Origin of the sequence: Phycicoccus sp. (genome assembly GCF_035325325.1) — a bacterium.
Taxonomy (GTDB): Bacteria; Actinomycetota; Actinomycetes; order Actinomycetales; family Dermatophilaceae; genus Phycicoccus.
Map to the genome: position 1 here is coordinate 24567 of NZ_DAOLAC010000004.1, position 20058 is coordinate 44624.

19 protein-coding genes are annotated in these 20058 nt (G+C 74.6%); 8 read left to right on the plus strand and 11 right to left on the minus strand.

Annotated elements, in window-relative coordinates; translation table 11 throughout:
• From PKA89_RS04250 to PKA89_RS04290, 9 genes are all read right to left on the minus strand, one after another.
• Positions 1–720, minus strand: a 720-nt coding sequence (locus PKA89_RS04250; RefSeq protein WP_324416897.1) for a siderophore-interacting protein, incomplete at its 3' end; no start/stop codon positions are given.
• A complete protein-coding gene (locus PKA89_RS04255) occupies positions 717–1559 on the minus strand; it encodes an ABC transporter ATP-binding protein (protein ID WP_324416899.1) in 843 nt (280 codons plus the stop codon). The genes PKA89_RS04255 and PKA89_RS04250, both read right to left, overlap by 4 nt.
• Positions 1556–2647 (minus strand): iron ABC transporter permease, encoded by a 1092-nt coding sequence (locus PKA89_RS04260; protein WP_324416901.1) that lies wholly within the window; start codon positions 2645–2647, stop codon positions 1556–1558. Before PKA89_RS04260 ends, PKA89_RS04255 begins: the two co-directional genes overlap by 4 nt.
• A complete protein-coding gene (locus PKA89_RS04265; RefSeq protein ID WP_324416903.1) occupies positions 2647–3696 on the minus strand; it encodes an iron ABC transporter permease in 1050 nt (349 codons plus the stop codon). Before PKA89_RS04265 ends, PKA89_RS04260 begins: the two co-directional genes overlap by 1 nt.
• Positions 3693–4754: an iron-siderophore ABC transporter substrate-binding protein gene (locus PKA89_RS04270; RefSeq protein WP_324416905.1), complete on the minus strand. Its 1062-nt coding sequence runs from the start codon at positions 4752–4754 to the stop codon at positions 3693–3695. The genes PKA89_RS04265 and PKA89_RS04270 overlap by 4 nt, the downstream gene beginning before the upstream one ends.
• 80 nt (positions 4755–4834) lie before the next feature.
• Positions 4835–6052: an ABC transporter permease gene (locus PKA89_RS04275; protein WP_324416907.1), complete on the minus strand. Its 1218-nt coding sequence runs from the start codon at positions 6050–6052 to the stop codon at positions 4835–4837.
• Positions 6049–6933 carry an ATP-binding cassette domain-containing protein gene (locus tag PKA89_RS04280; RefSeq protein WP_324416909.1) on the minus strand — a complete coding sequence of 295 codons (885 nt, stop codon included), beginning with the start codon at positions 6931–6933 and terminating at the stop codon, positions 6049–6051. The genes PKA89_RS04275 and PKA89_RS04280 overlap by 4 nt, the downstream gene beginning before the upstream one ends.
• A gap of 53 nt (positions 6934–6986) precedes the next feature.
• A complete protein-coding gene (locus tag PKA89_RS04285; RefSeq protein WP_324416911.1) occupies positions 6987–7655 on the minus strand; it encodes a response regulator transcription factor in 669 nt (222 codons plus the stop codon).
• Entirely contained in the window at positions 7652–9088 is a 1437-nt protein-coding gene (locus PKA89_RS04290; RefSeq protein WP_324416913.1) for a histidine kinase, read from the minus strand. Before PKA89_RS04290 ends, PKA89_RS04285 begins: the two co-directional genes overlap by 4 nt.
• An 84-nt stretch (positions 9089–9172) precedes the next feature.
• Here PKA89_RS04290 and PKA89_RS04295 point away from each other — a divergent pair, with 84 nt between their 5' ends.
• Positions 9173–9781, plus strand: coding sequence for a GrpB family protein (locus PKA89_RS04295; RefSeq protein ID WP_324416915.1), 609 nt, complete (start codon positions 9173–9175; stop codon positions 9779–9781).
• 131 nt (positions 9782–9912) lie between these two features.
• On the plus strand, positions 9913–10251 hold the full coding sequence (locus tag PKA89_RS04300) for a YciI family protein (protein WP_324416917.1): 339 nt from the start codon (positions 9913–9915) through the stop codon (positions 10249–10251).
• Between the two features lie 87 nt (positions 10252–10338).
• On the opposite strand, the gene serS is transcribed toward PKA89_RS04300, so the two are convergent.
• Both serS and PKA89_RS04310 read right to left on the minus strand, forming a co-directional pair.
• The gene (gene serS, locus PKA89_RS04305) at positions 10339–11607 is read right to left on the minus strand and encodes a serine--tRNA ligase (RefSeq protein WP_324416919.1); all 1269 of its coding nucleotides are present in this window, start codon (positions 11605–11607) and stop codon (positions 10339–10341) included.
• A 140-nt stretch (positions 11608–11747) separates the two neighbouring features.
• Complete coding sequence (locus PKA89_RS04310) at positions 11748–12386, minus strand: LysE family translocator (protein WP_324416921.1); 639 nt, start codon at positions 12384–12386, stop codon at positions 11748–11750.
• A gap of 199 nt (positions 12387–12585) precedes the next feature.
• On the opposite strand from PKA89_RS04310, the gene PKA89_RS04315 reads away from it, so the two are divergent.
• The 6 genes from PKA89_RS04315 to PKA89_RS04340 are packed head-to-tail and all read left to right on the plus strand — an operon-like array spanning position 12586 to position 20019.
• A complete protein-coding gene (locus PKA89_RS04315; RefSeq protein WP_324416923.1) occupies positions 12586–14127 on the plus strand; it encodes an ABC transporter substrate-binding protein in 1542 nt (513 codons plus the stop codon).
• 1 nt (position 14128) lies between these two features.
• Complete coding sequence (locus PKA89_RS04320; RefSeq protein WP_324416925.1) at positions 14129–15106, plus strand: ABC transporter permease; 978 nt, start codon at positions 14129–14131, stop codon at positions 15104–15106.
• The gene (locus PKA89_RS04325) at positions 15103–15996 is read left to right on the plus strand and encodes an ABC transporter permease (protein WP_324416927.1); all 894 of its coding nucleotides are present in this window, start codon (positions 15103–15105) and stop codon (positions 15994–15996) included. The genes PKA89_RS04320 and PKA89_RS04325 overlap by 4 nt, the downstream gene beginning before the upstream one ends.
• The gene (locus tag PKA89_RS04330; protein ID WP_324416929.1) at positions 15996–17186 is read left to right on the plus strand and encodes an anhydro-N-acetylmuramic acid kinase; all 1191 of its coding nucleotides are present in this window, start codon (positions 15996–15998) and stop codon (positions 17184–17186) included. The genes PKA89_RS04325 and PKA89_RS04330 overlap by 1 nt, the downstream gene beginning before the upstream one ends.
• Positions 17183–18364, plus strand: coding sequence for a serine hydrolase domain-containing protein (locus tag PKA89_RS04335; RefSeq protein ID WP_324416931.1), 1182 nt, complete (start codon positions 17183–17185; stop codon positions 18362–18364). Before PKA89_RS04330 ends, PKA89_RS04335 begins: the two co-directional genes overlap by 4 nt.
• Complete coding sequence (locus PKA89_RS04340) at positions 18361–20019, plus strand: ABC transporter ATP-binding protein (RefSeq protein ID WP_324416933.1); 1659 nt, start codon at positions 18361–18363, stop codon at positions 20017–20019. The genes PKA89_RS04335 and PKA89_RS04340 overlap by 4 nt, the downstream gene beginning before the upstream one ends.
• Positions 20020–20058: the final 39 nt, after the last annotated feature.

Sequence of the window (20058 nt, forward strand, 5' to 3'; positions counted from 1 at the left end):
CGTCGCCGCCCGCCGTTCGAGGAGCGCGAGGAGGGCGTGTTCGTCGTCGCCGACCCCGGCGGCGCCCGGGCAGCGCGGTCCGGGCGCGCGCGGCATTACGCCAGCGAGCGAACCGTCGAGGTAGGCGTCGAGGACGGCGGGGTCGGCCACCTCGACGTGCACCTCGACGCCGTGGTCACGGGCGTCGTCGGCGCCGCCCCAGGCGTCGAGGACGGCCGCCACGGACGGCACCGCGGTCTCGTCGGCGACGAGCACCTGCCGGCCGCCGACCTCGAAGCCGCGGTAGAGAGCCCCGCTCGCGCGCAGGCCGACGGGGTCGCCCGGACGGGCGCGGCACGCCCAGGCGGAGCCCGGACCGCTGTCGCCGTGGGTGACGACGTCGATGTCGACCCGCCCGCGGACGGGGTCGTGCTCGCGGATGGTGTACCAGCGCAGGGCCGGCCGGGTGGCGTCCGGGAGAGCGGCGACCGAGGCGCGGACGTTGACCGGCTCGGGGTCCGGGAGGACGAGCGGGGCGCCGGCCGGCGGCATGAGCAGGCCGACGTACTCGTCCGGTCCGCACGGCACGAAGTCGCGCAGCTCCGGTGCCTCGCAGACGAACCGGCGCATCCCGCCACCGAGGTCGTGCACCTCGGCGACGGTGGCGGCGAACTGCGGGAAGGTCTCGCGGACGATGCCGGTCGACGCGTCCGTCCGGCGCGCGCAGGCCACGGCGCTCACCACACCCTCCGACGCGGGAGGACGACCGGGGTGCCGGTCTCCGGGTCGGCGACGACGAGCGCGCTCACCCCGAACACCTCCTCGACGACCTCCGGGGTGACGACCTCGTGCGGCGTCCCCTCGGCGACGACGCGGCCGTCGCGCATGGCGACGAGGTGGTCGGCGTACCGGGCGGCCATGCCGAGGTCGTGCAGCACCATGACGACCGTCGTGCCGTCGTCACGCAGGGTCCGGACGAGGTCGAGGACGTCGAGCTGGTGGGCGATGTCGAGGAACGAGGTCGGCTCGTCGAGGAGGAGCACGGAGGTCTGCTGCGCGAGGACCATCGCGAGCCAGACCCGTTGCCGCTGACCGCCGGACAGGCTGTCGACCGCCACGCCGGCGAGCTCGACGAGGTCGGTGCGCTCGAGCGCCTCCGCGACCGCCGCCTCGTCGTCTCGGGTCCACGTCCGGAACAGCCCGTGGTGCGGATGCCGGCCGCGCTCGACGAGCTCGAGGACGGTGACACCGTCGGGGACGACCGGTTGCTGCGGCAGCAGCCCGAGCCGGCGCGCCACCTCCCGCGTCGGCAGCGAGCCGATCTCGTCGCCGTCGAGGAGCACCGTTCCGCCGCGGGGCCGCAGCAGCCGGCCGAGCCCGCGCAGCAGGGTCGACTTGCCGCAGCCGTTGGGCCCGACGACCGCCGTCGTCCGGGCGGTCGGCAGCTCGAGGGTGACGCCGTCGACGACGACCCGGCCGTCGTAGCCGAGGCGCAGGTCGTGGGCGGCGAGGCGCGAGCCGTCCGGAGCGCCGGCCGGGTTCGGCGGTGCGCTCGGCGCGGGGGTCTCGGTCACGGTCATCGGTCCTCCTGGGACGCGGGTCGGGAGCGGAGCATCCAGAGCAGGACGGGGGCGCCGAGCAGGCCGGTGACGAGCCCGACGGGCAGGGCGGTGCCCGGGACGGCGTAGGCCGCCACGTGGTCGGCGGCGACGACGACGACCGCCCCGACCAGGGCCGCGATGCCGACCGACGGCCGGCCGGGCACGAGCCGGCGCGCGATCGGTCCGCTGAGGAACCCGACGAACGCGACGGGCCCGACGACGGCGGTGGCGGATGCGACGAGGGCGACGACGACAAGGGTCACGCCGACCCGCAGGCCGGTGACCCGCACCCCGAGGGCGGCGGCCAGGTCGTCGCCGAGGCCGAGGACCGGCAGGCGCCCGGCGAGGAGCAGGAGCAGCGGCAGGAGCACGGCGTCGAGGACGAAGAGGCGCACGATGTCGGCCCAGGTCACCGTGTTGAGGCTGCCGCTCAGCCAGACCAGGGCGTCCTGGGCCTGGTGGATGCTGGCCCGCAGGAACATCCAGTGCACGAGCGCGGACAGTCCCGCCGCGAGGGCCACCCCGACGAGCACCATCCGGCCGGTCGCCCCTCCACGACCGCCAGCCTGGCTGAGGATGACCACCGCGGCGAGGGCCGAGCCGGCGAGCGCGGCGAGCGTGACCGGGGTGCCGCGCACCCCGAGGCCGACGACCGCGAGGACCGCCCCGGCGCTGGCGCCGAGCGTGATGCCGAGGACGTCCGGGCTCGCCAGCGGGTTGCGCAGGAGCACCTGGAACGCGGCTCCCGCGGCGCCGAACGCCGCCCCGGCGAGGACGGCCATCACCGCCCGCGGCAGCGTCGACTCCAGGAGGACGAACGAGGCGCCCGGTACCTGCTCGCCGCCGAGGATGCGGACGGCGTCGACGAACGAGACGCGGTAGTCCCCGAGCAGCGCCCGGACGAGGACGAGGCTGACGAGGAGGACGAGCAGCGCTGCGACGACAGCGGTGCGGCGGCGGCGCGGGCCGCGGCGGGCCCGGGCGAGCGTCGCCGCCGTCGACGGTGTGCCCGACGGCGCCGTCGGCGGAGTGGCCGGCGTGGAGGCGAGGGGCGGGGCGGAGGACATCAGACCCCCCGGACCCGGCGGACGACGAGGACGAGCACCGGGGCGCCGAGCACCGCGCAGACGATGCCGACCCGCACCTCCGACGGCGGTGCGACGAGTCGGCCGGCGATGTCGGCGAGGACGACGAAGGCCGGCCCGAGGAGCGTCGAGAACAGCAGCACGCGGCGGTACCCGACCCCGACGAGGACGCGCACGAGGTGGGGCACGACGAGGCCGACGAAGGCGATCGGCCCGGCGAGGGCGGTGGCGGTCGCGGCGAGGAGGACCGCGCCGGCGGCGGCGAGGCCGCGCTGCAGCGCGACCCGCTGGCCGAGGCCGCGCGCGAGGTCGTCGCCGAGCGCGACCGCGTCGAGGGTCGGCCCGGAGGTCAGCGCGAGCAGGGCGCCGACGACGAGGAACGGCAGGACGTCGAGGACCTGCCCGGCATCCCGGCCGGCGACCGAGCCGACCTGCCAGAAGCGGAAGGAGTCGAGCGAGCCCCGGTTGGTGACGAGGACCGCGCCGATGAGGCTCTGCGCCAGCGCCATGACAGCCGCGCCGGCCAGCGCCATCGAGACCGGGGCGCTGGCGCGGGGAGCCAGCGCGGTCAGCGCCTGGACGAGGACCGCGACGGCCAGCGTGCCGACGATCGCAGCGACGACGTACCCACCGACGCCGTCGAGCCCGAGGAACCGGATGCCGAGGACGACCGCGAGGGCCGCGCCGGAGTTGAGCCCGAGGATGCCCGGCTCGGCGACCGGGTTGCGGCTCAGCCCCTGGAGGACGACCCCGGAGAGGGCCACGGCCGCCCCGACGACGAGCCCGATGACGGTGCGGTCGAGGCGGGCTGCGACGATCGCCGCGGTCGTCGGGTCGGCCGCGTCCCCGGTGAGGGCGCGCAGCACCGCCGTGGGCGCCAGGGGCTGGACGCCGAGGAGCAGCGAGGCGGCGACGGCGACGACGAGCGCGACGCCCACCCCGGCCGCGACGACCCCGACCGGTCGCGAGCGCGGGGACGGTCGCGCGGGCGGCCGGCTCCGCACCCGCGGCGCGAGGGTGGGGGTCGTCACGCCGCCGGCTCGCCCCGGAGCGCCGAGACGAGCTTCGGGAGGAAGTCGCGCACGGCCGTCGTCACCGACAGCGGGCTGGGCAGCGACATCGAGAGGGCGACCTCGTTGTCCGCGCTCGCCACGTAGTGCCCGTCCCGCAGCGCGGGGATCTGCCCGATGAGGGCGTTGCGGCGCAGCTCCTCGGCGCCTGCGCCCGCCTCGGCGTAGAACACGACGACGTCGGCGTCGAGGGTCGCGGCCTTCTCGGCCGAGAGGTTGGCCGTGAAGGCGGACGGGTCCTTCGCGCTGAGCTGCGCGACGGTCGGCGAGTCGGTGAACCCGAACGCGCGCAGCATCTGCGGCCGCAGGTCGGAGGTCGTGTAGAGGCCGATCGTCGACAGGTCGGTCGGGGTGAACCACGCCCAGGCGGCGCTGCGGCCCCTGACCTCCGGGTGGGCCGCGACGGCGTCGGTGATCGTCTTCTCGGTCGCGATGACGAGGCGCTCGGCGTCGGCCTCCTTGCCGATGGCCGCGCCGATGGTCCGCACCTGCTCCTGCCACGACGTGCCCCAGGCCTTCTCGGTCCACGGCACCGTCGGAGCGATCTTCGAGAGCTTGTCGTAGTCCTCCTTCGTCACCCCCGAGCTGAGCCCGAGGACGAGGTCGGGCCGGGTCGCCGCGATGTCGTCGAACGGGATGCCCGCCGAGTCGTCGTAGCGTGTCATCCCGGAGACGTCGAGGTCCTCGTCCGCGACCGCGGCGTCGAACCAGTCGGTCGAGCCGGCCTCGTTGCCGCCCCAGGTGATCCTCGGCGCCCCGACCGGCACGACCCCCAGCGCGACGAGGGTGTCGGCGTCGGCCCAGCCGACCGTGGCGACCCGGACCGGTGCCGACGAGATCGTCGTCGTGCCGTACGCGTGCTCGACGGTCACCGGGAACGCTGCGGCGTCCCCGGTGGCGCCGACGGCTGCGGACGAGGCCCCGCCGGCGGGCCCGGTCGAGCAGGCGGCGAGGACGAGGGCGGCGGCGAGGGGGGCTGCGGCGAGCAGCCGGCGACGCGATGGCACGAGGGTCTCCACGGGGTAAGGCAACACCTACTTAGGTGAGCCTCACCTTACAAGTGCGCCCGGTGTGCTCGTCAAGCACCCGTCCCAACCGGTCACTCGGGGGCGTGCCAGGCCTGCTTCATCGAGAGCTTGCCGCTCGTCTGGAGCAGCGCCCGCCGGTACAGGCGTTCGGCGACCCGCATGACGAACGCCGCGGCCACGAGCAGCAGGACCAGGGCGAGGACCGCCTCCCACCACGACGCGGTCCCCTCCAGCACCCGCGTCGGCATGAGCACGGCCGAGAACGGCGGCACGTAGGAGGCAACGACCTTCGCCGTGCCGTCGAGGAACAGCGAGCCGAAGAACACCCCGAGGACGAGCATCGTCAGCGGCGTCGCCGTGCTCTGCACCTCCTCGACCCGCGAGGCGAGGGCGCCGGCCACCGCCCAGAGGGCCGCGAGCGCCGCGAACCCTGCGACGAAGAACACGAGGAACCACACGACCGGCCCGCTGACCGACGGGACGAGCGACGCGTACGGCGTCAGGGACAACCCGACCAACCCGGCGCCGGCGTAGAGCAGCATCTGCGCGATGGCGAGCACGGAGTTGCCGACGATCTTCCCGACGAGCAGCTGACGCACCGGGATCGAGGTCGCGATGATCTCGACGATGCGTGACTGCTTCTCCTCGACGACGCTGTTGGCCAGCGTGATGCCGAAGGTCAGCGTCGCGATGTAGAAGAGGAACGCGAAGGCGAACGCCACACCTTGGGCCAGCCCGGCCTTCTCGGCGTCCCCGGAGAGCAGCTGCGGGGTCACCGTGGACCCGGCCTCGAGCTGCGCCACCGACGTCCCGAGGGCGTCGGCCTGCTGGGCGAGCGTCGCCTGGCGGACCACCTGCTGGGTCACCCGGGTCAGGGCGTCCTTCTCCTCGCTGTCGGTCGTGAGGACCCACCCGTCGCCGCTGCGGTGCAACCACGCGTCGGCGTCGCCGGAGGTCACGAGGGCACGCGCGGCGCCGGCGTCGGCCGCTCTGTCGACCCTCACCTCGAGCCCCTCGTCGATGCCGTGCGCGTCGGACGCCAGCCGGTCGGCCATCGCCCGGTCGGTCGCGGTCGCGGCGACGGTGTACGTCGTCGTGCGCTGGGCCGACCACGCCTGCCAGCCCATGACGCCGGCGATGATGAGCAGCGTCACGAGCGTGCCGATGACGAACGCCCGGTCGGTCAGCTTGACGACGATCTCGCGGCGCGCGACGAGGCTCCAGGCCGAGCGGCCGGCCCGGGGCTCGTCGGCGGCGGCGGGCTGCGTCGGGGTCAGGGTCGTGGTCATCGGGCGGCCACCTCTCGGTAGATGTCGGCCAGGGCGGGTCGGACGGGGGCGAACTCGCGCACGCCACCCCGTGCGGTGGCCTCGCGGAGGACGACCTGCTCGGCGCCCTCGTCGACGACCTCGACGAGGGCGGTGCGGCCGTCGACGTCGACGACGTGGATGCCGCGGACCTCGCGGACCCAGCCGGCGTCGCGGTCGAGGGTCAGCCGGTAGCGCAGCGGCCCACGGGAGCGCAGCTCCTCGGCGTCCCCGGCCGCGACCACCCGACCGCGGGACAGGATGACGAGCCGGTCGCACAGCTTCTCGACGAGGTCCAGCTGGTGGCTCGAGAACAGCACGGGCACACCGGTGCTCGCGTGCTCGCGGAGTAGGTCGGCCATTGAGTCCACGGCCATGGGGTCGAGGCCGGAGAACGGCTCGTCGAGGACGAGGGCGGTCGGCCGGTGGAGGAGGGCGGCGACGACCTGGACCCGCTGCTGGTTGCCGAGGCTCAGCTCCTGGAGCCGGTCGCCGGAGCGCTCGGCGAGACCGAACCGCTCGAGGTGCTCCTCGGCGGCTCGTCGGGCGACGGCGGCCTCCATCCCCTTGAGCTGGCCGAGGTAGACGAGCTGGTCGAGGATCCGCTGCTTCGGGTAGAGCCCGCGCTCCTCCGGCATGTAGCCGAACCGGCGCTGGTCGGCGGCGGTCACCGGCCGGCCGCGCCAGCGGACCTCGCCGGCGTCGATGCCGAGCACGCCCATGACCATCCGCATCGTCGTCGTCTTGCCCGCACCGTTGCCGCCGACGAAGCCGGTCATGATGCCGTCGCGGACGTCGAACGAGACGTCGTCGACGGCGGTGACGTCGCCGAACCGCCGGGTGAGGCCTGTGATCTCCAACATGGCTCCGACGCTAGGCGCCGCCGGGTGCCGGGCGGATCCCCCCGGCGGCGGGTTCAGCCCTCCGTCGCGGTGATGAGACCCGCCTCGTGGGCGAGGACGACGGCCTGCACCCGGTCGCGGACCTGCAGCTTGGCGAGGCAGTTCGACACGTGCGTCTTGACCGTCGCCTCGCCGAGGAAGAGCGCGCGGGCGATCTCGCCGTTCGACAGCCCGCGCCCGACGAGGACGAGCACCTCGCGCTCGCGGTCGGTGAGCCGCTCGAGCCCGGGCGGCGCCGGACGGCGGGGTGCCGGCCGCTCGGTCGTCATCCGCTCGATGACCCGCCGGGTCACCTCCGGCGCGAGGATGCCCGAGCCGGAGCCGACGACGCGCACGGCGTCGACGAGCTGCTCGGGCTCGGCGTTCTTCAGGAGGAAGCCGCTCGCGCCGGCGGCGAGGGCGTCGAAGAGGTAGTCGTCGCGGTCGAACGTCGTGAGGATGACGACGCGGCCGAGGTCCTCGGCGACGAGCCGCCGGGTGGCCTCGATGCCGTCGAGCACGGGCATCTGGACGTCCATGAGGACGACGTCCGGCTGGGCCTCGCGGGCGACGACGACCGCCTCGGCACCGTTGGCCGCCTCGCCGACGACCTCGAGGTCGTCCTCGACGGAGAGCATCATCGCGAAGCCGGAGCGGACCATCGCGTGGTCGTCGACGAGCAGGACGCGCAGCGGGGCGCTCACCGACCCGCCTCCACCGGCCGGGGGGACGGCTCGGGCGCCGGGGTCACGTCGGCCGACGCCGCGGGCGGCGGCGTGGGCGTCGCGGCGGACGAGGAGTGCGACCCCCACGGGTAGCGGACCCGCACCCGGTACCCGCCGGTGGGGCGCGGGCCGATCTCGACCGTCCCCCGGTGCGACGCCGCCCGCTCGCGGATGCCGAGCTGGCCGAGCCCGCTGCCCGAGGTGCCCGACCGCGGCCTGCCGTCGTCGACGACCTCGACCTCGGCGAACCCGGCCTCCTCGTCGAGCCGCAGGACGACCGAGACGCGGGTGGCCGTCGAGTGCTTCTCGACGTTGGTCAGGGCCTCCTGGACGGTGCGGTGCACCGAGTGCGCGAGCGGCAGCCCGAGCCGCGCGCCCGCCCCGGGCCGGACCTCGACGAGGTCGTAGGACACCCGCCGCCCGGGCGTCGAGTGGGCGGCCACGAGGTCGGGGAGCTCGGCGAGGCCCGGGTTCGGGGACCGTCCGGAACGCTCGGCCGAGCCACCGGGCCGCTCGACGTCACGCAACGTGCCGAGCAGGTCGCGCATCGAGGAAACCGCCTCCCGCGAGGACCCCTCGATGCCCTCGAGCGCCGACCGGGTGGCCTCGGGGTCGCGTGCCATGACCCGCCGGGCCGCCGCCGCCTGGATGCCGATGACCGACACGTGGTGCGCGACGACGTCGTGCAGCTCGCGGGCGATGCGCAGGCGCTCCTCGGTGACCGCGCGGGTGCGCAGCTCCTCGGTCTGGGCGCTGATGGTCTCGGCCTGCCCGGCGAGCAGAGCGCGGTCGCGGGCCGATCGCCACTGCATCTGGCCGATGACGACCGCGCCCCCGAAGTACACCGCGTTGATGACGAGCGTGAGCAGGACCGCTCCGGGGATCGGTGCCAGCAGGCCGTACCGCTCCTCGCCGCGCACGCCGTCGAGGAAGCTCTGGGCGGCGTTGCCGACGGCGAACTGGAGGGCGATCCAGGTGAACATGACGACGACGATGAGCGCGACGACGACGAGCATCCACCGCCGGTCGCGGGCCCAGGCGACGCCGGACATCAGGGCGACGAAGTAGACGACCTGGAGGGTGAACTGGCCCATGACGACGGGCATCGTCACCCCGACGAGGACCATGTGGGCAGCGCCGAGGGCGGCCACGGTGACCGGCCAGCGCCGGCGCCCGACGAGCAGCGCCGCCCCGGTGAGCACCGCGAGCCACTCCAGCCACCACGGGGAGTCGAGGTCCTTGAGCACCCCGACGCTGCGGACCAGCTCGAGGGAGACGAGCCCGAAGATGCCGATGACCAGGGCCCACACGACGTCGGCCCGACCGACCCGCGGGCGCGGACGCTCCCAGGGGTCACCCACCCCGAACCACGAGAGCAGGCGGGTCGCCCGCGAGGGGCCGGCGTCGGACATGCCACCAGCCTAGGAGCCGTGACGACCGGCGGCCCTCCCCCGTGGGGCGGAGGCGGTCTCCACCGCCGGGGCTAGCGTGGGCGGGTGCCCACCGCCGAGCAGATCGCCACCTTCCCCGACGACACCCCGCCGCCCGGCGCGTCCCCGTGGGTCGCGGGCGGACCGTCCCCGATGGTCGCCGTCGTCGACGCCGACCCCGCCTGGGCGTCGTGGTTCGCGCGGCTCGAGGCCACCGTCCGCGGCGCGCTGGGCCTGCGGGTGCTCGGGCTCGACCACATCGGCTCGACGTCGGTGCCCGGGCTGGCCGCCAAGCCCGTCGTCGACATCGACCTCGTCGTCGCCGACCCGGACGACGAGGACGGCTACGTCCCGGCCCTCGAGGCGGTCGGCTTCGTGCTCTGGGTCCGTGAGCCCTGGTGGGAGGGCCATCGGCTGCTCCGGCACCCGGACCCCGCGTGCAACCTCCACGTCTTCGGTCCGGACAGCAGCGGCCCGTGGCGCGACCGGGTCTTCCGCGACTGGCTGCGCAGCGACACCGCCGACCGGGACCGGTACGCCGCGACGAAGCGCGAGGCCTCGGCCGCGGCGGTCGGGGCCGGCGAGCACGCGATGCAGTACAACGCGCGCAAGCAGGACGTCATCCGCGAGATCCACGCCCGGGCCTTCGCGGCGGCGGGGCTGCCGGTCGGCTGAACCGGCCGGGGCAGTGCCCGGACACCGGCGTCGGAGGGAGCCCCGCCGCTAGCCTGTCGAATTCGCAGCGTCCCGTTCGTCGGGTGGGTGAGGGCGGGCCACGGGGGCTTGCCGGACGGAAGGAGCCCCTCGTGGCCCAGTACATCCTCTACTTCAACCAGGAGTGGGTCGGCGAGCACTCGCAGGAGTGGTTCCGCTCCCGTGCGCCGCTCGCCCGCGCCGCCGTCGAGGAGATGAAGGAGGCGGGCGTCTACGTCTTCGCCGGCGGCCTCGAGGAGGACGGTCCGGTGTACAGCGTCGACCCCACGCGCGACGACGTCCTCGTCACCGACGGCCCGTTCGTCGAGACCCGCGAGGTGCTCGGCGGGTTCGCGGTCGTCGACGTGGCCGACGACGCGGCCGCGAAGGAGTGGGGTGCGCGGATCGCCGAGGCCTGCGGCTGGCCGCACGAGATCCGCCGCGTCTTCTGACCGGCCTCGTCGCTCACTCGAGGGCGGAAACGGCTGCTCCGGTGGCCGGTTCCGCCCTCGGCGAGGTGCGCCCACCGGAGTCCGGCGTCAGCGGACGGGCGTGAGGACCTCGAGCCCCACGTAGGGCCGCAGTGCCTCGGGCAGCACGACGGAGCCGTCGGCCTGCTGGTGGTTCTCGAGGATGGCGACGAGCCAGCGCGTCGTGGCGAGCGTGCCGTTGAGGGTGGCCGCGACCTCGTTGCCGGACTCGCCCCGGTAGCGGGTGTTCAGCCGGCGGGCCTGGAAGGTCGTGCAGTTGGACGTCGAGCTGAGCTCGCGGTGGCGTCCCTGGCTGGGCACCCACGCCTCGCAGTCGTACTTGCGGGCGGCCGGGTCGCCGAGGTCGCCGGCGGCGGTGTCGATGACCCGGAAGGGCAGCCCGAGCGAGGCGAGGATGTCCTTCTCCATGCCGAGCAGCCGCTCGTGCTCGGCCTGCGCCTCCTCGGGGCGGCAGTAGACGAACATCTCGATCTTGTTGAACTGGTGGACCCGGATGATGCCGCGGGTGTCCTTGCCGTAGGACCCGGCCTCGCGCCGGTAGCACGTCGACTGGCCGGCGTACCGGAGCGGACCCGACGCGAGGTCGAGCACCTCGTCGGCGTGGTAGCCGGCGAGCGCGACCTCGGAGGTGCCGATGAGGTAGAGGTCGTCGGCCTCGAGCCGGTAGACCTCGTCGGCGTGGTGGTCGATGAAGCCCGCGCCCGCCATGACGTTCGGCTTGACGAGGGTGGGGGTGACCATCGGGACCAGGCCGTTCTCGAGCGCCCGGTCCATCCCCATCCGCAGCAGGCCCATTTCGAGGCGCGCGCCGACGCCCTTGAGGAAGTAGAAGCGGGCGCCCGAGACCTTCGCGCCCCGCTCCATGTCGACGGCGTCCAGACCCTCCATCAGGGTGAGGTGGTCCTGCGGCTCGAAGCCCTCGGCCGCGAAGTCGCGCGGCGTGCCGACCTCCTCGAGCACGACGTAGTCGTCCTCACCGCCGGCGGGGACCTCGGGCTCGACGACGTTGCCGATGGTCCGCATCAGCGCGTCGAGCTCGGCCTGCGCCTCGTCGGCGGCGGCCGAGAGCGACTTGACCTCTGCGGCAAGCTCCTTGGTCCGCGCGAGCAGGGCCTGCTTCTCGTCGCCCTGCGCCTTCGCGACGTCCTTGCCCATCGACTTCTGCTCGGCCCGCAGCCGTTCGAACGCGGTGAGGGAGGAGCGGCGGCGCTCGTCGGCGGCGAGCACGGCGTCGACGACGCCGTCGTCCTCGCCGCGGGCGCGCTGGCTGGCGCGCACCGTGTCGGGGTCCTCCCGGAGCAACCTGATGTCGATCACCCGCGGAGTCTATCGACGACTCCCCGGGCCCTTCCTCCGCGTTCCCGGCCGTCGAGAGGAGGTGACACGCACGGGATCGGGCACCACGGCCTGCGTGTTGCCTCCCGTCGAGGGACCGGGGCGCCGCCGGGTGGTCCGGGTCAGTCCGGTCGGCCGGTGACGAGCAGGCCGGCACCGAGGCCGACCATCATCAGCCCGCCGACCCCGCCGACCCGTTCCATCCGGCGCGGCGAGGAGGCGAACCAGTCGCGGAACCGGGAGGCGAGCAGGGCCACGGTGCCGTCGCCGGCGAGCGCGATGACGGCGAAGACCGGGCCGAGGACGAGCAGCTGCAGCCCGACCCGGCCCCCGGGGTCGACGAACTGGGGCAGCACCGCGGCGAGCAGGACGAGCGACTTGGGGTTGGTCACGCCGACGACGAAGCCGTTGCGCAGGGCGTGCACGGTCGGGCTGGAGGTGGCGAGACCGCCGACGAGTGCCTGCGCGGTGGCCCGGCGGTGCCGGATGGCCTGCACCCCGAGGTAGAGGAGGTAGCCCGCGCCGAGGATCTTGAGGACCGTGTAGGCCGTCGCGCTCGCCGCGATGACCGGCCCGAGCCCGACGGCCAGGCCGATGATCTGGGTCTGCACCCCGAGGGCATTGCCGGCGACGGTGAGCAGGGCCTCCCGGCGCCCGGCCGAGAGCGCGCGACCGATCGTGAAGAGGATGCTGGGGCCCGGGATCGCGATGATGACGGCCGAGGCGAGCGCGAACGCGAACACGGTGGCGAGGGACGGCACGGGGCCAGTGTGCGACCGCGACGGGTCGGCGCGCACCCGTGTTCCGCGCCTCGGCTCGTCCGCGTTGTGAAAAAGTTACGTTGCGTGCACCACGACGGGAACTGGTTGACCTAGCATCGTCGCTCTGGGACCGAGCCGGGACCCCCGCCGCACGGGGCGTCCCGGTGCTGCCGCCGCCGACCCGAGGAGCCCGTGCCCGATGACCTCCCGCCACCACCGTCCCGTTCGCCGGGCCGCGCTCGCGCTGGCCGTGACCACCTCGCTCGCGCTCACGGCGTGCGGCGGGGCCGACGAGGCGGCGACCCCGCCGGGCGGCGGCACGATCGTCGTCGGGATCAGCGCCGACCCCACCCAGACCCTCCCGTGGACGGTCACGTCCAAGCAGGCCATCCAGGTGCTCTCGCAGGTCTACAGCACCCTCCTCGACACCGGGAAGGACTCCGAGCCGGTCGCCGGGCTCGCCGAGCTGCCGACGGTCTCGGACGACGGGAAGACCTACACCTTCACCCTGAAGAAGGGCGTGACGTTCTCCGACGGCTCCGCCCTCGACTCGGCCGACGTGAAGAAGACCTTCGAGACGATCATGGACCCCGCGTCCAAGGCGACGTCCGCGTCGTACTTCGCGCACGTCGCGTCGGTCGCGGCGCCCGACCCGCAGACCGTCGTGGTCACGCTGAGCACGCCGGACGCCTCGTTCCCCAGTGGCCTGACCGGGGTGAACACCGGCATCGTCCCGTCGGACGCCGACCCCGCGACCCTCGAGAAGACGCCGCTCGGCTCCGGTCCGTACGCGTGGCACAAGCGGACCCCGAACCAGTCGATCACGTTGCGGCGCAACGACTCCTACTTCAAGGGCAAGCCGGGCGCCGCGAACCTCGAGTTCCGGGTCATCCCCGACGAGCAGGCGATGGTGTCCGCTCTGCGCACCGGCTCGGTCGACCTCACGATCTTCGACAACCCGGTGACGGCGAAGACGGCGGGCACGGGCAAGGTGACCAGCACCGCGGTCGACTCGCTGAGCTACCACGTCCTCCAGCTGCGGGCGGCCTCGCCGGCCCTCACGGACGTCAACCGCCGCCTCGCCGTCCAGTGCGCCGTCTCGCGCCAGGACGTCATCGACTCGGCCGCCCTCGGCGCCGGCGAGCCGACCGGACCGATCACCTCGCCGCAGTACCGCTCCGACCCGGCCGCCCAGCCCTGCCCCGAGCAGGACCTCGCGAGGGCCAAGCAGTACCTCGCGGCGGCCGGCACACCGAACGGCTTCTCGCTCAAGCTGATGACCTCCCAGGGCCTCTACTCGACGGCCGTCGACGAAGCGCAGGCCATCCAGGCCCAGCTGGCCAAGGTCGGCATCACGGTGCAGCTCGAGAGCCTCGACTCCGGCGACTACTTGGACCGCTGGCTGGCCGGCGACTTCGACGCCGCCATCGCCCTCAACGGCGGCAGCGCGGACCCGAACACCATGTACGCCCGCTACTTCACGAGCAAGGGCAGCTTCCAGAAGGTCGCCGGCTACTCCTCGCCGACCCTCGACGACCTCTTCGCGAAGGGGGTCGCGACGACCGACGTGACCCAGCGCAAGGCCGTCTACGCCGACGTCTCGAAGGAGCTGGTCGACCAGGCCGCCTGGGTCTGGCTGTTCACCCCCAAGCTCTTCCTTGTCCACGCGTCCTCGATGAAGGACGTCGAGGCCCGCACCGACGCCAGCCTGAGCGACCTGTGGAAGGCATCGCTCGGCTGACATGACCCGAGCCCGAGCCCTCCTGCGCCGTCCTCTCGTCCGGCGGCTCGGCGAGGCCGTCGTCACCCTGCTCGGGGTGTCGCTGCTGACCTTCGTCGTGCTCCGGGTGGTCCCCGGCGACCAGATCACCGCGTCGTACGGCATCGCCGCCGGTGAGCTGAGCCCCGAGCAGATCCGCTCCCTCGAGGCCTACTACGGCATCGACCAGCCGTGGCCGGTCCAGTACCTCGGCTGGCTGGGCGGGGTACTGACCGGCAACCTCGGCCTCTCGACGAGCTCGGGCACGAGCGTGGCCGCGCTCACCGCGCAGGCGCTCCCGAACACCGTCGAGCTCGCCGTCCTCGCCATCGTCGTCGGCCTGGCCCTCGGGGTACCCGGCGGGATGCTCGCCGCGAGCCGGCCCGGCCGGACCCGCGACGGCGTGACCCAGCTGGCCAGCCTGCTCTCCCTCTCGGTGCCGTCCTTCCTCCTCGCGACGGCCGTCGCGACGCTCCTCGCGAACGTCCTCGGCTGGTACCCGAACGGCGAGGGCTACGCGACCCTCGTCGCGAACCCGTGGCTCAACCTCCAGCAGATGGCGCTGCCCGCGCTCGTGCTCGGCATCAGCATCGCCTCGCCGGTGCTCCAGACGACCCGCACCGCGATCCTCGGCGTGCGCTCGGAGGACTTCGTCCGCACGGCTCGGGCCAAGGGCGTGCCCCCGCGGCGGCTGCAGGTGCGGCACGTCCTGCGCAACGCGCTCATCCCCGTCGTCACGATGACCGGCCTGCAGTTCGGGTTCCTCCTCTCCGGCGCCCTCGTCGCGGAGCAGATCTTCGCCATCCCGGGCATCGGCCGGCAGGCGCTGCTCGGCCTGCAGCAGAAGGAGTACGCCGTCGTGCAGAGCACGGTCCTCGTCATCGCGGTGATGTTCGTCCTCGTCAACCTGCTCACCGACCTCGTCTACCGGCTCGTCGACCCGCGGGTCCGGGTCCGGTGAGCGCCACCGAGACCGGCCTCGAGGCCGGACCCGCGGCGGCGGCCTCCCCCGGCCGCGGGCACGCCTGGCGCCGCGCCTTCCTGACGCCGTCGGGGGTCGCCGGCCTCGTCCTCATGGGCGTCGTGCTGCTCCTCGCGGCGCTGGCCGTGCTCGGGCTCACTCCGCGCCCGCCGGCGGCCCAGGACGTCGGCCGCTCGCTCCTCGGGCCGAGCGCGCAGGCGTGGTTCGGCACCGACCAGTTCGGGCGGGACGTCTTCTCGCGGGTCGCCTCCGGGCTGGCCAACTCGCTGCGGGTGGCGGTCGTGTCGGTGGCGGCCTCCGGCGCCGTCGGCATCACCCTCGGCGTCGTCGCCGGCTTCTTCGGTGGCGTGGCCGACCGGCTCGTCGGCATGCTCACCAACGTCCTCTTCGCCTTTCCCTCCCTCCTCCTCGCGCTGGCCCTCGCGGCGACGCTCGAGCGCAGCTGGGTCACGGTGAGCATCGCCATCGCGGTCGTCTACGTCCCGATCTTCGCCCGCGTCGCCCGCGGACCGGTCCTCAGCCTGCGGACGGCCGAGTACGTCGTCGCGTCGCGAGCCGTGGGCCGTTCCCGGCTCTCGACGCTCGTCGAGCACGTCGTCCCCAACCTCGCCGGCATCCTCGTCGTCCAGACCACCCTCTCGCTGTCCTGGGCGATCCTCACCGAGGCCTCGCTCAGCTTCCTCGGCTTCGGCACCCCGCCGCCCGCGGCCTCGCTCGGCGGGATGGTCTACGACGCGCAGACCCTGGCCGTCGTCGCGCCGTGGCTCCTCGTCCTGCCCGGTGCCGCCCTCGTCGTCGCGGTCGTCGGGCTCAACCTGCTCGGCGACGCGTTGCGCTCGGCGCTGGACCCCCGGGGTGGTGGCCGCTGATGCGCGTCGTCGGGATGATCTCGGGCACCTCGCACGACGGCATCGACGTCGCCGTCGTCGACCTCCTGGCCGACGGTGACGTGTTGCGGATGCGCTTGGAGCACACCGCCTCCGTGCCGTACGAGCCCGAGCTCCGGCGCCGGCTGGTCGAGGCGCTGCCGCCCGCGCCGGTCGGGTTCGACGTCGCGTGCGAGCTCGACACCCGCATCGGCCGGGCCTTCGGCGCGGTGGCCCGGACGGCGGTGGAGGCCGCCGCGGGTCCGGTCGACCTCGTGTGCTCGCACGGCCAGACCGTCTTCCACTGGGTCGAGGGTGGGCACGCGCTCGGCACGCTCCAGCTCGGGCAGCCGGCGTGGGTCGCCGCGGCCACCGGGCTGCCCGTCGTCGCGGACCTGCGGGCGGCCGATGTCGCCGCGGGCGGCCACGGGGCGCCGCTCGTGCCGGTCCTCGACCGGCTGCTGCTGGGCGATCTCGTCGCGCACGGCCGACGCGCCGGCGCCCTCAACCTCGGCGGCATCGCCAACGTCACCGTGTGCGCGCCCGAGGCCGACCCCGTCGCCTGGGACACCGGCCCGGCCAACGCGCTCGTCGACGCGGTCGTCGCCCGCTCCACGGACGGCGCGCAGGCCTACGACGCGGAAGGCCGGCTCGCCGCCTCCGGGACGGTCGACGAGACCCTGCTGGCCGCCCTGCTGGCCGACCCCTACTACGCGCTGCCGGCCCCGAAGAGCACCGGCAAGGAGCACTTCCACGCCGCCTACCTCGACGGTGTGCTCGCCCGGGCCGGGGTCCGTCCCGACCTCGCCGACCTCGTCGCCACCCTCACCGAGCTGAGTGCCCGGACGGTGGCCGACGCGGTCCGCGGCTCCCGGCTGGAGGTGCTCGTCGCGTCCGGGGGTGGGGTGCGCAACCCGGTGCTCCTGCGGCGGATCCGCGAGCTCGTGGCCCCGGTCGAGGTGACGACGACGGACGCGCTCGGCGTGCCCTCCGGGGAGAAGGAGGCGGTCGCCTTCGCCGTCCTCGGCTGGGCGACGGCGCACGGTCTGCCCGGCAACGTCCCAAGCTGCACCGGCGCGAGCGGGCCGCGGGTGCTCGGCAGCGTCACGCCGCCGCCGTCCGGCCCGTGGCGGCCACCGGCACCGATGACCCGCTGGCCCGAGACGCTCGAGATCGTGGAGGAGTCCCCGTGAGGCCACTCGCACCGCACGTCGGGCGGCTGCTCGCCCTCGGCGCCGACCGGCGGCACCCGGCCGGCGCCGTCCTCGGGCTGCGTACGCGGGCCGGGCGCTCCATCGAGGCGGGCGGGTGGGCGCTGCTCCCGTCCGAGCGGTCGCCGGGGGTGCGGATGACGCCCGACACCTGGCTCGACTGGGCCTCGGTGACCAAGGTGGCAGCCACGACGACGCTCTGCATGGTCCTCCAGGACCGCGGCCTGCTCGACGTCGACGCCCCCGTCGCCGACCACCTGCCGTCCTTCCTTGCGGCCGGGGACGAGGACGGGCGGGACGACATCCGGGTGGCCGACCTGCTCTCGCACTCGGCCGGGTTGCCTCCGTGGGTCCCGCTCTACTGCACCGCGGCCGACCGCGACGCCGCTCTCGAGGCGGTGCTGCGGACGCCGCTCGCCCTCGCTCCCCGCACCGAGCGCCGGTACTCCGACCTCGGGTTCGTCGTGGCGGGCCGCGTCGTCGAGGAGGTCACCGGACAGCGGCTCGACGCCGCCTTCGACGACCTCGTCGCGGCGCCGCTCGGGCTGTCGACGCGCTTCGGCCCGGTGCCCCCGGACTGGGCCGCCGCCAGCGCCGACTCCGACGTCGTCGAGCTGACGATGGTGGCGACCGGCCGGCCGTACCCCGTCGAGGTCGAGCGGGGCTGCTTCGACGGATGGCGGCAGGAGCCGGTGCGCGGGGGGGTCAACGACGGCAACGCGGCGCACGCGCTCGGCGGGGTCTCGGGGCACGCGGGGCTGCTCGGGCCGGTCCGCGACCTGCTGACCCTCGGCGCCGCCCTCCTCGACGACGGGCTCGTTGGGGCGTCCGTCCTCGCGCGCTTCGCGAGCCCGTCCGCGGTCGACGACACCCAGGGCCTCGGCTTCCGCCGGGTGCTGCGCGCCGATGCCGGCGGCAACCCCGTCACGTGGCTCTGGCACGGCGGCTTCACGGGGACGGTCTGGGCCCTCGACCCCGAGTCCGGCACCGTCGTGGCCGGCGGCGCGACCCGGCTGCACGGCACGACCGGTCCGCTGCCCCGCTGGTGGCCGGTGTCGGGCGCCCCCGACCCCCTGGCCGGGGTGGCGTCCGGCGACCAGGTCGCCGCAGTCGCCCTCGACGCCGTCTCGACCGCCGTCCTCGAGGAGGTCGTCCGATGAACCGGACCGACGCGACCGGGGCGGCGCAGCCCGTGCTCGCCGTCCGTGGCCTCGCCGTCGCCTTCACCACCTCACGGGGCGACGTCGAGGCGGTGCGCGGCGTCGACCTCGAGGTGCACGCCGGCGAGACGGTGGCCGTCGTCGGCGAGTCCGGCTCCGGCAAGTCGACCCTCGCCGCGAGCGTCAACCGGCTGCTCGCCGACAACGGGCGGATCACCGCCGGCACGGTCCACCTCGGCGACCTCGACGTGACGGCCGCGGACGAGCGGACGCTGCGCGAGGTGCGCGGCCGACGGATCGGCATGGTGCCCCAGGACCCGATGACCGGCCTCAACCCGGTGATGACGGTCGGCGCCCAGGTGGCCGAGGCCCTCGAGGTGCACGGACGAGCCCGTGGTGCCGAGGCCCGGGCCGAGGCCGTCGCCCTCCTCGACCGCGCGGGGATCGCGGACGCGGCGGCCCGGGTCGACCAGTACCCGCACGAGTTCTCCGGCGGGATGCGCCAGCGCGTCCTCATCGCGATGGCCCTCGCCTGCCGGCCCGAGGTGCTCGTCGCCGACGAGCCGACCTCGGCACTCGACGTCACCGTGCAACGGCTCGTCCTCGACCAGATGGCCGAGCTGGCCCGCGACCTCGGCGCCGCCGTCGTCCTCATCACCCACGACCTCGCGCTCGCCGCCGAGCGGGCCGACCGGGTGGTCGTGATGTACCGCGGTGAGGTGGTGGAGAGCGGTCCCGCAGCCGAGGTGGTCGAGCGTCCTCGGCACGAGTACACCCGGCGCCTGCTGGCCGCCGCCCCCGGCATCGCCGAGCGGAAGGTGGTCGAGCGCCCCGCCGGCCCGACGGACGCGCCGCCCGCCGGCGAGGGCGAGGAGCCCCTGCTGGTGCTCAGCGGCGCGGTGAAGCACTACCGGCTGCGCGGCCGGAGCGATCCCCTCGTCGCCGTCGACGACGTCGACCTCTCCGTGCCGCGCGGGCGGACGGTGGCCGTCGTCGGGGAGTCCGGATCGGGCAAGTCGACGACCGCCCGGCTCGCCCTGCGGCTCGAGGACCCGGATGCCGGATCGGTCCGCTTCGACGGCGAGGACGTCACCCACCTGCACGGCCGCCGGTTGCGCGCCTTCCGACGCTCGGTGCAGCCGGTCTTCCAGAACCCCTACGCATCGCTCGACCCGCGGTACACGGTCGAGCAGGCCGTCGCGGAGCCGCTCGTCGTCCACGGGGTCGGTGACGCCACGGCCCGGCGGACGGCGGTCCGCGACCTGCTCGACCGCGTGGCGCTGCCGTCCTCCCTCGCCGCCCGTCGCCCGCACGAGCTGTCCGGCGGCCAACGGCAGCGGGTGGCGATCGCCCGGGCCCTCGCGCTGGAGCCGCGCCTCGTCGTCCTCGACGAGGCCGTCAGCGCCCTCGACGTCCTCGTCCAGGAGCAGGTGCTCGACCTCATGGTCCGGCTCCAGGAGGAGCTCGGCCTCTCCTACCTGTTCATCACCCACGACCTCGCGGTGGTCCGGCTCGTCGCGCACGAGGTGCACGTGATGAAGGACGGCCGCATCGTCGAGCACGGTTCTCCCGAGGCGCTGTTCGCCGACCCCCGGGAGGAGTACACGCAGCGGCTGCTCGCGGCCATCCCCGGGCGGTCGCTGGCCCACGGCTGAACGGGCCCGCGCGGCCCGGGGAAACCCGGGTGCCCCGTC

Excerpts from the sequence above, each read along its gene's own strand:
- PKA89_RS04255 (WP_324416899.1), bottom strand. The coding sequence starts at position 1,559 with ATGACCGTGACCGAGACCCCCGCGCCGAGCGCACCGCCGAACCCGGCC.
- PKA89_RS04260 (WP_324416901.1), bottom strand. The coding sequence starts at position 2,647 with ATGTCCTCCGCCCCGCCCCTCGCCTCCACGCCGGCCACTCCGCCGACG.
- PKA89_RS04275 (WP_324416907.1), bottom strand. The coding sequence starts at position 6,052 with ATGACCACGACCCTGACCCCGACGCAGCCCGCCGCCGCCGACGAGCCC.
- PKA89_RS04280 (WP_324416909.1), bottom strand. The coding sequence starts at position 6,933 with ATGTTGGAGATCACAGGCCTCACCCGGCGGTTCGGCGACGTCACCGCC.
- PKA89_RS04290 (WP_324416913.1), bottom strand. The coding sequence starts at position 9,088 with ATGTCCGACGCCGGCCCCTCGCGGGCGACCCGCCTGCTCTCGTGGTTC.
- PKA89_RS04315 (WP_324416923.1), top strand. The coding sequence starts at position 12,586 with ATGACCTCCCGCCACCACCGTCCCGTTCGCCGGGCCGCGCTCGCGCTG.
- PKA89_RS04320 (WP_324416925.1), top strand. The coding sequence starts at position 14,129 with ATGACCCGAGCCCGAGCCCTCCTGCGCCGTCCTCTCGTCCGGCGGCTC.
- PKA89_RS04330 (WP_324416929.1), top strand. The coding sequence starts at position 15,996 with ATGCGCGTCGTCGGGATGATCTCGGGCACCTCGCACGACGGCATCGAC.
- PKA89_RS04340 (WP_324416933.1), top strand. The coding sequence starts at position 18,361 with ATGAACCGGACCGACGCGACCGGGGCGGCGCAGCCCGTGCTCGCCGTC.